14 protein-coding genes are annotated in these 13,120 nt (G+C 69.8%); all 14 read left to right on the plus strand.

Features of this window, described 5'->3' with window-relative positions:
- The first annotated feature begins 81 nt into the window (after positions 1-81).
- The 14 genes from DFR72_RS05735 to DFR72_RS05800 all read left to right on the plus strand — a co-directional run bounded on the left by DFR72_RS05735 (position 82) and on the right by DFR72_RS05800 (position 12,871).
- Positions 82-660 carry a hypothetical protein gene (locus DFR72_RS05735; protein ID WP_143086624.1) on the plus strand — a complete coding sequence of 193 codons (579 nt, stop codon included), beginning with the start codon at positions 82-84 and terminating at the stop codon, positions 658-660.
- Between the two features lie 8 nt (positions 661-668).
- Positions 669-1,550 (plus strand): thioesterase II family protein, encoded by an 882-nt coding sequence (locus tag DFR72_RS05740; protein ID WP_143086623.1) that lies wholly within the window; start codon positions 669-671, stop codon positions 1,548-1,550.
- A complete protein-coding gene (locus DFR72_RS05745; RefSeq protein WP_143086622.1) occupies positions 1,547-2,032 on the plus strand; it encodes a GNAT family N-acetyltransferase in 486 nt (161 codons plus the stop codon). The genes DFR72_RS05740 and DFR72_RS05745 overlap by 4 nt, the downstream gene beginning before the upstream one ends.
- Before the next feature lie 369 nt (positions 2,033-2,401).
- The gene (locus DFR72_RS05750; protein WP_143086621.1) at positions 2,402-3,091 is read left to right on the plus strand and encodes a YczE/YyaS/YitT family protein; all 690 of its coding nucleotides are present in this window, start codon (positions 2,402-2,404) and stop codon (positions 3,089-3,091) included.
- Positions 3,091-3,858, plus strand: a complete 768-nt coding sequence (locus DFR72_RS05755; RefSeq protein WP_090063689.1) for a GP88 family protein — start codon at positions 3,091-3,093, stop codon at positions 3,856-3,858. The genes DFR72_RS05750 and DFR72_RS05755 overlap by 1 nt, the downstream gene beginning before the upstream one ends.
- Positions 3,859-3,940: 82 nt before the next feature.
- On the plus strand, positions 3,941-4,576 hold the full coding sequence (locus tag DFR72_RS44865) for a hypothetical protein (RefSeq protein ID WP_143086620.1): 636 nt from the start codon (positions 3,941-3,943) through the stop codon (positions 4,574-4,576).
- Complete coding sequence (locus DFR72_RS47430; protein ID WP_090063687.1) at positions 4,576-5,697, plus strand: C40 family peptidase; 1,122 nt, start codon at positions 4,576-4,578, stop codon at positions 5,695-5,697. Before DFR72_RS44865 ends, DFR72_RS47430 begins: the two co-directional genes overlap by 1 nt.
- Positions 5,698-5,892: 195 nt before the next feature.
- Complete coding sequence (locus tag DFR72_RS05770) at positions 5,893-6,507, plus strand: hypothetical protein (protein ID WP_090063686.1); 615 nt, start codon at positions 5,893-5,895, stop codon at positions 6,505-6,507.
- Positions 6,501-7,691 (plus strand): MinD/ParA family ATP-binding protein, encoded by a 1,191-nt coding sequence (locus DFR72_RS05775; protein ID WP_090063685.1) that lies wholly within the window; start codon positions 6,501-6,503, stop codon positions 7,689-7,691. Before DFR72_RS05770 ends, DFR72_RS05775 begins: the two co-directional genes overlap by 7 nt.
- 23 nt (positions 7,692-7,714) lie before the next feature.
- A complete protein-coding gene (locus tag DFR72_RS05780) occupies positions 7,715-8,044 on the plus strand; it encodes a hypothetical protein (protein WP_090064473.1) in 330 nt (109 codons plus the stop codon).
- Between the two features lie 19 nt (positions 8,045-8,063).
- Positions 8,064-8,771 carry a DUF8175 domain-containg protein gene (locus DFR72_RS05785; RefSeq protein WP_090063684.1) on the plus strand — a complete coding sequence of 236 codons (708 nt, stop codon included), beginning with the start codon at positions 8,064-8,066 and terminating at the stop codon, positions 8,769-8,771.
- A gap of 22 nt (positions 8,772-8,793) precedes the next feature.
- Positions 8,794-10,986, plus strand: a complete 2,193-nt coding sequence (locus DFR72_RS05790; RefSeq protein WP_090063683.1) for a hypothetical protein — start codon at positions 8,794-8,796, stop codon at positions 10,984-10,986.
- A complete protein-coding gene (locus DFR72_RS05795) occupies positions 10,983-12,479 on the plus strand; it encodes an SCO6880 family protein (protein WP_090063682.1) in 1,497 nt (498 codons plus the stop codon). Before DFR72_RS05790 ends, DFR72_RS05795 begins: the two co-directional genes overlap by 4 nt.
- Complete coding sequence (locus DFR72_RS05800; RefSeq protein ID WP_090064472.1) at positions 12,479-12,871, plus strand: WhiB family transcriptional regulator; 393 nt, start codon at positions 12,479-12,481, stop codon at positions 12,869-12,871. The genes DFR72_RS05795 and DFR72_RS05800 overlap by 1 nt, the downstream gene beginning before the upstream one ends.
- Positions 12,872-13,120 lie beyond the last annotated feature (249 nt).

The raw sequence follows: 13,120 nt of genomic DNA on the forward strand, positions 1-13,120 counted from the left end.
AGGCCGTGCCGCGGGCGTCCCACCCCCACTTCCCCGGGGGTGGGACGCCCACCGAACCCCAGCGATGTGAAGGAGGACAACGTGATCCCGACGAAGTCCGGCGTGGCCGTCGACGAGCTCGCCGAACGTGCTGCCCGGCTCGCGCGAGGAATCCGCCTGGCGAGCAAGTTCTCCGACATCCTGAGCTGGTGGGCGGGCTACCCGCTCAGGCGGGTTCCCGTCGAAGCCGATCGCCTGGACACTCTCGACGAGCACGAGGGCATGCTGTTCGGTCTCCCGGCAGGCACGGAAGTCCTGCGCCGCAACGGCATCTTCGTCCCGCTGCACGGCGACGGCCCGGCGCTGGCCTCGATCAAGTCACTCATCTACGTCCCGCGCCTGGGCCTTACTCCTGAGCAACTGGTCTTGTTGCGCGATGGCGCCGTCCCCGTCGGCTCACTCGTCCCGGACGCGCCGCGCGGCACGCACTACGCCATCGAAGTCGACGGGCCGCGCGAACCCGGCGACGCGGCGATCGTGTCGCGCGGAATCCTCTTCCCCGGCGGCATGCCCGCGGTACTCGCGGACGAGGTCGTGTTCTGGCGGGTGCTGCACGATCGCGCTCCGCAACGCGGCGCCCTGTTCTCCCGTCCCGCCTCTGCCTCTGTGCCGGTGTGGTGATCACGATCATGCCGACGACCTTGACGACCACGCTCCCCGCTCGCGCCATGCCGGCCGGTCCGGACGCGGAGACCTCTTCAAGCGCGGTGTGGCTGACGCGCCACCGTGCCGACCCGGCACCCGCTCGGCACACACTCGTGACGTTCCCCTGGTCCGGCGCCGGAACCAGCGCCTACTCGTCGTGGCTTCCGGTGCTGCCCGACGACATCGACCTGATCACCGTCACCCTGCACGGTCGTGACGCTCGCCGCGACGAGGCAGCACTGACGAAGCTGTCCTCCCCGACGGTCGATGCGATCGCCGACGAGATCCTCACCACGACGGACGGATCACCGAACGTCGCGCTGTTCGGCCACTCCTACGGCGCCCTGCTCGCGCACGCCGTCGCACTGCGGTTGCAGCAGCACGACCGCACCCCGCAGGCGGTGATCGTGTCCGGCAGCCGTGCGCCGATGATCCGGCCACCGCACTCGCTGCACCTGCTCGGCGACCGGGAACTGCTCGCGAGGCTGACCATGCTGGGCGGCCTCCCAGCACGATTGCGGCGCCACAAGCAGTTCCTGAGTACCTGGCTCCCACGTGTGCGTGCCGATCTCACTGCAAGCGAGACCTACTGGCCCGGCAAGCCCGCCGTCCTCGACTGCGCCCTGACCGCGTGGAGCGGAGCGCAGGACTGGTACGCGCCGCCGGCCACCGCGCGGCGATGGCTGGCCTGCGCGAGCGAAGCAACGCACACCACGTTCCCCGGCTCGCACTTCTTCATCAGCGGCGACATCGGCGCGACCCGGCTGTTGACGACCCTGCAATGGCCCCGCCCCGCCGTCACCGCTGTCCGTCCGCTGCGCCTGTTGCAGACGCAGCCGCTGCTCAAGCGCGGGTGGGGCTCGTGACCAGGTTCGAGCTGTTCGACGTGCATTCCGACGACGACGCGGCCATGCAGGAGTTGCGGCGCCTGCTGGCCCGGTGTTCCGACGCGTCGCTGCTGGCCCGCTGCCACGGCGGCGGATCACCCGACGCGGCACGGCTGTACCTGGAAGCACTGCCCACGCGAGCCGACCAGCTCACCGTCGCCGTGTGGACCGAGCACGGCATGGTCGGTGTCGGCTCCATGACGTTCGACGCCGGTGGCATCGAGATCGCCGTGCTCGTCGAGGACGCCTGGCAGCGGCACGGCGCCGGCGCCGCACTGGCGGCCCGGCTCGGTGAGAAAGCCGCTCGTGACGGCGCACTTGCGGTCACCGCGTCGGTGAGCACGACCAACTCGGCCGGTCTCGCGTTGCTGCGCAAGGTGGTTCCCTTGCTCGCACTTGCCGCGCCGCACGACGGGCTGATCACCGCGGTGTGCCCGGTCGTGACGGGAGCGAGCCGGTGACCACGAACGTGCCGGCGCGGACGTGCCGGCTGGGGTTGGGCACGTCCGCGTCCGGCGCCCCCGCGCACACGCCCTGGGACTCCTCCTCGGAAGGGCAGGCGCCCAGGCACATTTTTGGCCCTGCGCCTTAGGTGCCGACCCCGCGTCGTGCTCTCGCCCCTCCCTGACGCGCCCGCACCAGCCGGGCCACAGCGAGATGCCACGCCGCACCACCTCGGCGCGCAACCCCGCCGCATCGCGGGATCCGCCCGTCCGTGATCCACCACCGTCAGGGAGAGCTTGTGCACTTCGATACACGTCAGCTGCAGATCCACGCCGAGCACTTCGACCGCCGTGTGCTCGTCCCGCAAACCCAGTGGGTGAGCGGCCATGCCCAGTGACGTCCCACCCAACGTCCCCAGTGAGGCGCCCGGCGCGTCAACCCGGCCCCTCGTGATGCGGTTCGCGCAGGTCGTGACCGGCACCGCGTTGATGGGCGTCGCCGTGGCGCTGCTGATCAACGCCTCGTTGGGCCTGCTGCCGCTCGACATCCTGCACAGGGCGATCGGCGACCGGTTCGGCTGGACGATCGGCGGCGCGATCATCGCCGTGCAGTCCACGCTGTTGGTGCTCAACCTCGCGCTCGGCGTGAAACCCGGCGCCGGCACGCTCGCGGCCGTCGTGATCCCGGCCGTCGTCGCCGATTTCGCCCTGTGGGTGCTGCCCGCACCGCAGCCGGTGTGGCTGCGGCTGATGGCGATGCTGCTGGGCGGCGCGATGTTCGCCGTCGGCACGGCCGCGTACCTGTCCGCGGAGCTCGGCGCGCTGCCCCGCGACGGGCTGATGGTCGCGATCCGACGCCGCAGCGGATGGGGCCCGGCACGTATCCGGATCGGCGCTGACGTGCTGTGCCTGCTGGCCGGAGTGCTGATGATCAATCCCGCGCTCGCGGTCGCCAACGGGTCACTCGGAGTCGGAAGCGTGCTGCTCGCCGTGGCTCTCGGCCCCTCGATCGCGTCGCTTGTTCCGCTGTTCACCCATCGTCCGCAGTCCGACGCGCGCGTGCGAGGGGAGAACTGATGCCGCGCAACAACGCCCGCAGGCCCGAGCGCATGATCACCCAGAACCGGTGGCTACGCGGGTCTGGCATCCACAACTTCTCGATCCCCGCGCTCGCCGGGAAACTGCCCGACGGGCGCAAGTACGTCACATGTCCGGCGGCGGGAGTCTGCGCGCGGGCCTGCAACGCCCGTACGGGCACCTACCGCTTTCCGCAGGTCCTGGCCAAACACGAACGCAACCTGGCCCGCATCCTCGACGACCTCGACCAGTGGGCCGCCGACATGCTCGCCGAGCTCCACACGCCGAAATTCGACGGTGCAGCCTTGCGGGTGCACGACGCCGGCGACTACTTCTCCGACGCCTACCTGCTGGCCTGGATCGCTATCGCGCGTGCCACGCCGAAAACGCTGATCTACAGCTACACCAAGGAAGTCTCCCGGTTTGAACGGCTCGCCGTGCCGCGCGCGCCGGAGAACTTCCGCTGGGTCTACAGCTTCGGTGGCCGCGAGGACCACCTGATCGACCTGTCCCGGCACCGCGCGGCGGACGTGTTCCCCTCCGAGGAGGCGATCGCTGCGGCGGGGTGGCACAGCAACGCCGCCACCGACCTCGACGCAGTGCTCGGCCCGTCTCCGGTCGGGATGACGCAGAACAACATCCCGCACCTGCAGAAGCGCATCGGCGAACGCACGTTCCGGGAGTGGCAGGCCTCCAAGCCCCGCGGCCGCCGCGCGCTCAACCGAGGCCCACGCGACACCCGTCCGCCCAAGCTCGGCCCGCCCTGACCGGCCCTCACGGCCTGCGCGCACCACACAACCAGCCCCGTCCGCACACGACCTGACCGCCTTCCCCGGAAGGAGAAGCCCCTTGCGCACCTGGACATCGACCAGCCTCGTCGCCGCGCTCGCCGCGCTGCTGTGCGCGGGCTGCTCCTCCCCCACGCCCCAGGCGACCGTGCCGCCACCGAGCGGTTCCACTCCAGCCACCAGCCCGTCGCCTCCGCCCGGATCGGGTCTGCGGCTGCCGAGCGCCTCGCCGATCACCCCGACCGCGCCGGCGGGGACACCGTCCACCGTGCCCCCGCCGCCCACGGCTCCTACCGCCGCGACCACGGACTTCCGGGACCCGGTCGCGGTGACAAGGGCGTGGATGACGCAGTGGTGCGCCTCGGACTACCGCCAGCCGCGCAACAACAACGTCGAGCGGGCAACGGTGTTCGCCACCACGGCGGGCAAGACCGCGGACCTGCAGGCCGGTGACAGCGAGGCCTCACACCGCGCGGTGGTCGAGCAGAAGCTGTCCACCCGCTGCGACCGGATCACCGCCGAGATCATCCCCGAAGCACCGCGCGGCGAGGGCCAGGTCTACGTGCGGGCCACGGCGACCCGCACCCTGCTCGCGGCCGACGTGGCCTTCCAAACCGAACCGGTCCTCACCACCCGCGCGGTGCTGCGCCAGCCCGACGGCCGGTGGCTCGTCGACGTCCATGTCGAGGCCGGCTGATGGCGAAGCTTCTCCTGATCCCGCTCGCCGCGCTCGCCGGCGCGATGCTGCTCGTGCTGGTGCTGCTGCAACCCCGCCGCGCCGACGCCGACGCGATCATCCCGCCCGCGACCTGCCAGGTACCCGGCACCGGACCGAGCACCCCGGCGCCACCGCAGGGCGGCTCGTTCGCCGGGGTGACCCTTTCACCGACGCAGACAACGACGGTGCAGCAGATCCTCGGGGTCGCCAAAGCCATGGACATCACCCGACGCGGCGCGGTCGTCGCGTTGCAGGCCGGGATGCAGGAGTCGACGCTCAACCCGTTGGCGCGCAACGGAAACGCGGTCGGCGTGTTTCAACAGATCGCGCCGGGCCCCTGGAACGCCTACGTCGGCTACGACCGCACCGACGCCGCCGCCGCGTCCAAGGGCTTCTTCACGGTGCTGCTCAAACGCGCACCGGGCTACGAGACCGACGCGCGCTCGAACCACGAGCTCGCCGAGGACGTCGAGCGCAGCGGCGAGGGCTGGCGCTACCAGCGCCACCAGCCGTTCGCCGAGGCCGTGGTTGCCGCGCTCTACGACGGCTCCGGGCCGCCGCTGGACTGCGCGGACCGCTCGTTCAAGGGCCGGATCCAGGTCACCGTGACCGGCTCGGACGTCACGCTGCCCCCGGAGGCCGGTGTCGTCGGCGTCGTGCACGCGGCCTCCCCGCAGGTCGCCACCGCGATCGCGGCCGGCCTGTCCTGGCTGGGCATCACCTACTCCTGGGGTGGCGGCAATGCCGACGGCCCTACGAAAGGCGTGCGTGACGGTGGTGTCGCCGACTCACACGGCGATTACAACAAAGTCGGATTCGATTGTTCGGGATTGACGCTGTACGCGTACGCGCAGGCCGGAGTGCAGATTATCCGGCCCTCGGACGCGCAACTCACCCGCGCGAAGCTCGTCGTCCCTTTCACCCAGGCCAGGGCCGGTGACCTGCTGTTCTGGGGCACGCATCACGTCGCCATGTACCTGGGGCAGATCAACGGACAGCACCTGATGCTCGAAGCCCCGCAAAGCGGCGATGTTGTGAAGGTGTCCAAGGTGAGAACTGGCGGAGATTTCCGGAATGTCGGCGCCCGGCCGGTTCCGTAAACGACGGCAGCCAGTCAATTCGAGAAGGAGTGCGCACATGAAGCCACAGGAAAACTTCGAGTGGCACGAGTTCAACACGAAGGGGGAAGTGGAATGGAATTCCGACCAGTAGACATCCCTCAAGCGGAGTGGGACAAGGAGCCGCCCGTTCGTCTCCCGCCTGGCTGGGATCCGCAGAAGTGGGGCTGGGAACCAGTGTTCGGCACCCATGTCCCAGATCTGAATCAGGATTTGGAGATTTTCGTCCGGGCCGGGGACGACCCCAGCCATGGGTGCTCCGTCAGCACCTACTACGCCCCTGGGCAACCCGAGGCAGGCCGTGGGCACGAGCTGTTCAACCCAGTGATCATCCATCAGGAGAATGGCGATCATTCCGCTTTTCGAGTCAGTTCTGTGGAGGAGCTTCAAGAACTACTGACGCAGGTCGAACAGCACGGCTACGCCGACGCCCATGCCGGCGGTTGGACTGTTCACGCCGCGCCGACCGCGGCCATGGCGCAGGATGCGGTCGAGCAGGACCATCAGCGCCGCCTGGTCCGCTGGGACCTGAACAGCGCCGACTGGGTCTTCGCGGACGCCGCCATCCCGGCGCCGGTTCCCAGTGTCGCCCCGCGACCAGCGCACCAGGCCACCGTCCCTGGGGACAACCGGGCGTCCCGGCCTGGGCCGGCACGCGGGACACGGGACACGGCCACGCCGCTCCGCGACGCCGCGAAGGCCATTCTCGCGGCGGTGCGCCCAAAACGCGCGCCCGACCACGACATCGCGGGGCCACGGCAGGGTCTCTCACACGGGGTGCCGCGGTGGTGACCGGCAACGGCTACAACGCCGAGGAACCCGTCGACCTGCACGGAGCCGCCCCGCCACGGGCTGCTGCGGCCGGGCCGCCCAGTGCCGTTCCCGCCGAACGTCCGGGCCCGGAGCAGTTGGTGGCTGTTCAGCCGCCGGTGACAGCCGATCCGGCGCTGTGGGGGTGGCGTGCCCGGTTGAGGAAGGTGACCGGCGGGCTGATCAAGCCTGGCCCGGGCCGGGAGGAGGCACGGCACCGGCAGGCCGAGGTCGCGGTGCGCCAGCATCTCGGGGGCGGCCGCTTGGTGATGGTCGCCAACCCCAAGGGTGGCGCACAGGTCAGCACGACCACGTTGATGCTCACCCACACCTTCGCCGCGCTGCGCGGCGGACCGGTGGTCGCGTGGGACAACCACGAGGCGCGCGGCACCCTCGCGCAGCGCGCCGAGGTCACGGCACCGGACACGCACGTGTGGCACCTGCTCGGCGCTGCCGAGCGACTCATGGCGGTCGGCACGGCGGGCGACCTCACCCACTACCTGCGCTCGCAGCCCTCGCGCGCCGAGGTACTGGCCAGCGACACCGATCCGGCCCGCGCCGAGCAAATCGGGCCCGGTGAATGCGGCCGGATCTGGTTGCTGCTCAGCCGGTACTTCGGGCTGACGGTGATGGACACAGGCAACAACGTCCGTGCGGGGAACTGGCAGTGGGCCGCGGCCATGGCCGACCAGCTGGTCGTGCCGATCACGCTCGAGCCCGACGTCGCGCAGAGCGCGGCGTGGATGCTCGACCACCTCGACACCCGGCGGCCGGACCTCGTCTCCGGCGCGGTCACCGTCGTCGGGCCCGCCACGGCCGCAGCGCCTCCGCCGCTGCGGCGGCAGATGCTCGCCTACTTCGCCGCACGCACCGCCCTGGTGGTCGAAGTGCCGTTCGACCCACAGCTCGCGGGCGGCCAGCCGATCGTGCACGCCCGGATCAGCGACGCCTCCCGCCGCGCGTGGGTCGGCGCCGCGGCAGCGGTCGCCGACCGGCTCGCCGCCCAGCGCACCCCGCGCCCAGACCAACTGCAGCCCCAGACAGGCACAACACCCCCTCCCGCACCGGAGGGCCACCTACCCGAGCAGCCCGCTGACACGGGACGGCCGCCACCACGCGCCGCGCACGCGTCAGTCACCGAGCTGCATCTGCGAAAGGCAACGTGATGTTTTACCGCATCCACTCGGAAGTGAGGTTCCTCGCCCAGAACGACCCAGGCCCACCGGGCGCTCCCACCGGGTCGCCCAACCCCTTCGACGGCGTCCAGCCCGATCTCGGGGTGTGGGGCGAGGCGTTCAACTCCACCTGGAAAACGCTGCTCGGCGGCGTGTGGGGCATCGCGTTCCTGATCGTGGCGTTCGGCTTCATCCGGGCCACGGTCGAACTGCAGCGCGCCAAGAAGGGCGGCTACTCCGCAGACGTGCACGAGCACACCGAATCCGCGAAGAAGTCGGTATTCGCTCTGATCGCACTGGCCGGTCTGGGCATGATCTTCGGTGCAGTGATCGCGATCTTCTAGCGGAACCGGAGACAAGCAGATGTCCCACACCACGCCCACGAACGCGCCGGCCGGTCCCCGGCCGGCGACCGGCCGCGTGCTCGTCCTGATCCTCGCCGTCGTCGTCGCACTCGTCGCCGGAGTGCTGGTCGGCCGGTACGCGCTGCCCGCGTCCAGCGAGCAGGCACAGCCCGGACAGACCCAGCCCAGCGACGCGCCCAGCGGTGCGGGGGCCCGCGAGCACGGGCCAAAGACGATCACCAAGGGGGTACCGAGCGGATTCACCCGCGACCGTGAGGGAGCGGCGAGCGCGGCGATGATCGCCGTGCAACTGCTGCCCGCCGTCGCGCACGGCCACGCCGACCCCGAGGTCGTGAAGACCACGTGGATCGCCAGCAGCGCCGACCAGCCCACGCGGCAACTGTTCTCCGAAGCCAGGGCGAGCAGCGGGAACGGCCGGACCTCCAAGGCTCCGGCTGACTTCGAGGTGAAGGACTTCACCGGCGACCAGGCGGTCATCGAACTGTGGGTGTCCTCGGTCGGCATCGGCCCGGGTCTGAGTGGCCGGGGCGAAATCCGCGCTCAGAGGTGGTCGACGGTGACCTACCGGCTGGTCTGGGAGGCCGACACCTGGAAGGTCGCGACGGTCAAGACCGCCGACGGCCCGCAGCCCGGCACTGACGACGCCGCGCCGGCGCCCGAGCGCAAGAAGGTCGCCTTCTACAGCTTCTTCATCACGATCGAGTAAGCGATAAACCTATGGGGGGAGCATGTTCCGACGCTTGACCGTCCTGTGTGGAACGGTCCTGGCGCTACTTCTCACACTCGCGCCCGCGGCGCTCGCACAGCCACCGACGAACGGCAAGATCCCGCAAGGTTTCCCTCCCGACCTTGTCAAGTACGTCGGCGACACCAACGAGTTCCGCCAAGGACCGTGGTTCAGCACACCGGAGTGCAAGGACAAAGGCGGCGACCTCAGCCTCTACCTCAACGAGGTCATGAAGGTCGAATCGCGTCTGCTGTACTGGGCGACTAAGCCCAGTGAACGGGCCAAGTTCTGGCCTGACCAGAACACCGCTGACGTCAACAGGGAACCACCGGAACTACCGGCGACGTTCCCAGCGGTGTTCGGCCCCGACCACTCCTTCAACGTGGCGTTCCGCTACTGCGCCGACGAGATCCGCGACTGGACCAGCCCGGTACGCAACACGTGGGGCCTCACGTGGGCGGCCAAACCGGACGCCGAGTCGCTGGAGCGGATGAAGCCGTACGCCGCTGGCGACAGCAACCTGGTCAAGAACTTCAGCGACCCCTGCTCCGACGCCGTGTCGTCCTACTGTCAGAAGGCGTTCTTCGTCGACTGCGGCCGTGTCGTCATGGTGCCGGACAAGAAGGAACGCTGCATCCGGTGGAACGAGTCGATCGCGAACTTCTTCCACGGGCTGTCGCAATTCATCGCGGACAACACGGACTGGCTCGAACGAATCGGCCAGTTCTTCAAGATCGTCGGTGAGGCGCATCTGGCGGCCGGGCGCATGCAGATCGACGCGTTCGCCTCGATCCTGTCGGTCGTCGTCGACATCGCGAAGTTCGTCGCCAACCCGGCCGGCGCGATGGACGAGCTCGCCAACAGCCTGCACGCCTCGGCCGTCGACTTCACCGTCCGGGTGTTACTCGAGGGCCTGGCCACCGTCGGGAACTTCGATCCCAGCTCGCCGTGGTTTCTCGCCACCTACGGCGCGTCGACAGGCCTCGGGTTGACGGTCATGGCGCTGATGTCGGTCCTGATGATCAGCCGCGCCGCCTCTGGGGGTGGTGGCCGCGAGGAGCTGCAGGAGGCGTTGTTCAAACAGCTGCCGCTCGGGCTGTTCCTGGCTGTGTTCGCCCCGGCGATCGCCACGGTGCTGCACACGACCGTACGCAAGATGACCAGCGGCATCGCCGCGTGGCAGTCCGACTACATCGGCAGCGCCATCACCAAACTGGCCGCGCTGTCCCAGGTCACCGCCGTGATGATCCCCGGCGGCGCCGGGGTGGGCAGCATCGTGTTCGGGCTGCTGATCTTCGGCACCGGCGCGGTCTTCGTGGGCTTCGCGCTGCAGTCGGTCGCGTTGCCGTTGTCCGGTCTGGTGGCCGGGATCGCGTGGGGCATGCGCGTGCATCCCAAGTGGCGGCCGAAGGCGGCCCGCCCGGTCTACACGTACCTCGGGCTGCTGCTGTCCAAGCCGCTGCTGTACTTCCTGCTCGGCGCGGTGTTCGCGATCATCGACGGCAACCTTTCGATCCCGGCGATGAAGGCCGGCGGGATGCCGCTGCTCAGTCAGATCGTCGTCGTGATCGTCGCGCTGATCGTGGTCGGCTTCGCCCCGTTCGCGTTGCTCAAGTACGCGCCGTTGCTGCCGACCGCCGAGGACTCGCACGACTCACAACCGTCCGCCGGATTCGGCACCGCCGCAGTGGTAGGCGCGAGCATGGGGGCCTTCGAACGCCACCAGCACAGCCGCTCTGCGAGTGAGGACAAGGACGGCAAGTCCGGGCAGAGCACCGGCACCGGCCATTCCATCGCGCAAAGCTACAGCGCAGGCCAGACACCGCAGGCGCGGCAGCAGCCGTCGTCGAAGCCGCAGGCGTCGGCCGGACAGTCGGGCGGCTCCGCCGGGACAAAGCCGGGCACGTCGGGTTTCCCGCAGATGAAAGGCAGCCTGACCGACCAAGGCTCTACCGCCGGTCCAGGTGGCGTGACGCCGGGAGCGGGCAAGCCGGGAGCGGCGACCGGTCTCGGTGGCAAGGCGCCCGCGGGTACCACCGCGCAGGCCTCGCAGGCGGGATCGGCGGCCGGGGGTGCGATGGGACCGATCGGTATCGCCGCGCAGGCCGCGCTCGCGGCCGGAAACAAGATGCGCCAGGGCGCGCACCGCGCAGTCAAGGCCGATGAAGAGACAGTCCGGGGGGACGACAAGTGAGGATTTCCGTACTGGGCGGCGAGATCAGCCGCCGGGGTCTGCTGGGCTCGCTGAGCACACCCGCGTCCGTCGCGCTGGGCGCGGCCGGGGTGATCGCGTTCGTGCTGTGGCTGGCGGTTGGCGATCTCGCCGGCGCGATCAGCGGGTTCGCTGTACTCGCCGGCACCTATGGTGTCGTGAGGCCGTGGGGGCGTCGCTCGATCGCCGCGCAGCTTCTGTGGTCGTGGCGGTGGCGGCGGCGCAGCATCCGCGGCGAGACCACGTTCGTCGCGCCGCACGTCGCACGCGAGTCCGATCCAGGCGACCTGTTCGGTCCGCTGTGGACGCTGCCGACACCGCTGGGCCGGGTCGAGCCGCTGGATCTGCGGGGCACTGCGTGGGAGCACATGTTCATTCTGTGGCACCACAATCCCGGTGAGCGGTCCTACCTGAGCGTGCTCATGGAGGTGCAAGGCCAGGCATCCGGGCTGCGCGCCGAGCGCGCCTACGAAGTCGCCTCAGTCCGCTATGGGGTGCTGCTCTCGCAGCTGGGCAAAGCGGGCTCGTTCCTGCGCGGCTTGCAGCAGATCAACCGGATCGTGCCGCACGACCCCGCACCGCACCGCGATTTCATCTCCCAACGACTCTCGACCCGGCCCGGACTCGAACCGCTGATCGAGTCTTACGAGGAACTGATCGATCTGACTGCAAGCACCGCTGAACAGCACCGCAACTACCTCGTGGCGCGGTTCCCGCTGACGAGCGAGTTCTACGACGAGGCCCGCTCCCACGATGACGGCCCGGCCGGCTGGGCGGCGCTGGTGCGCGACGAGCTCGCGCGCATGGCGGACCTGGCCGTACGCGCCGAGCTCACCCGCCCGCAGGTGCTGGGCGAGCAGCGCACCTGCGCGGTGCTGCGCTCGCTGCAAGACCCGCGATGGCCGATCGACCAGCACGAGGGCGTGCGGTGGGAGACCTGCTGGCAGAGCTACACCACTGAGCCCGACTACATTGTCGTCAACGACGAGTGGCACACCCGCACGGCGTTCCTGCCCCGCGACGGCATTGCACCCGCACCACTCGGGCCACGCTGGCTAGCTCCGCTGCTCACCGCGGTCACGCCCTCGGTGATCAGAACCCTCAGCGTCAGGATGGAGTTCGTGCCGGACCGGGTCGCCCGGGCCAGGGCACGCGCGGACGTCGCGCAGGACGGCGCGTCGCTGCTGGGCGATGCGAAGAAGGGCCGCGTAGACGACGGCACCGACGCCACGATGCTCTCGGCGTCGCAGCGCCGCCTGCACGACCTCGCGCCCGGCTCCGGGCACCAGGGGGTCGACTGGTCGATGGCGATCTCCGTCACGGCCGCGGGCGCCGCCGAGCTACGTCGTGCGTGTATGCGTGTTGCGAACGAGGCGGCCCAGTCCGCGCTCACCGAGTTGTGGTGGCAGGACCGCGCGCAAGACGCGGCCGTCATCGCCACATATCCGCTCGCCCGCGGCATGGCGGTGGCGTGATGCGCTCCCCCACTGTCTTCCACTACGCCCGCCTTGCGGAGGCACGCCGGTACGCCCATTGCACCTGGCAAGACCTCGACGCGGTGATCGGCGCCGCGGAGCGACTGCGGTGCCGCGACAACGATCCTGACGAGTTCTTTCCCGGCGAGGGAGCACGCTTCGCCGGCAAGCAAGCTATGCGTGCGGAACGCGCGCGCGTCGCTGAGCTTTGTCAGGGCTGTCCGGTTCGAGCGCAGTGTTTGGCCAGTGCTCTGATGCGAGGCGAGGTGTACGGATCATGGGGTGGCGTGTGTCAGCCAGATTTCCAGTTGATTCAACAGCTTTGGGCCGAGCGCGTTCACCCAGTCTCGCCGCCGCCCGCAGGTAGCGCTGCGGTGAAAGAAACACGCTGATGGCGCGCCGAAGCAGCACAAGCAGAGGCGGCCCCAGCCAGGATCGCGTCGCGCTGCCGAAGCTTGGGTGGCAACCAGCCCAACCGGACGTGCCGCCTCCGAAGCTCGCTTTTGTTCCTCCGCCGCCTCGCCGACGGCTGCTGGATCGGTGGGGCTGGTATGAGCCCCGTGAACAGCCCATGTCGACTACCACGCGGCAAGCTGAGGCGCTCAACCTCGCGTTGAGCTCACCTCCGACCAGCAGTCGTG

This window comes from Lentzea flaviverrucosa, from assembly GCF_003350445.1.
GTDB lineage: Bacteria > Actinomycetota > Actinomycetes > Mycobacteriales > Pseudonocardiaceae > Lentzea > Lentzea californiensis.

Bases quoted from the DNA above. Each gene is read 5' to 3' on its own strand.
- DFR72_RS05750 (WP_143086621.1), top strand. From the start codon at position 2,402: ATGCCCAGTGACGTCCCACCCAACGTCCCCAGTGAGGCGCCCGGCGCG.
- DFR72_RS05755 (WP_090063689.1), top strand. From the start codon at position 3,091: ATGCCGCGCAACAACGCCCGCAGGCCCGAGCGCATGATCACCCAGAAC.
- DFR72_RS05790 (WP_090063683.1), top strand. From the start codon at position 8,794: ATGTTCCGACGCTTGACCGTCCTGTGTGGAACGGTCCTGGCGCTACTT.
- DFR72_RS05785 (WP_090063684.1), top strand. From the start codon at position 8,064: ATGTCCCACACCACGCCCACGAACGCGCCGGCCGGTCCCCGGCCGGCG.
- DFR72_RS05800 (WP_090064472.1), top strand. From the start codon at position 12,479: ATGCGCTCCCCCACTGTCTTCCACTACGCCCGCCTTGCGGAGGCACGC.
- DFR72_RS47430 (WP_090063687.1), top strand. From the start codon at position 4,576: ATGGCGAAGCTTCTCCTGATCCCGCTCGCCGCGCTCGCCGGCGCGATG.
- DFR72_RS05740 (WP_143086623.1), top strand. From the start codon at position 669: ATGCCGACGACCTTGACGACCACGCTCCCCGCTCGCGCCATGCCGGCC.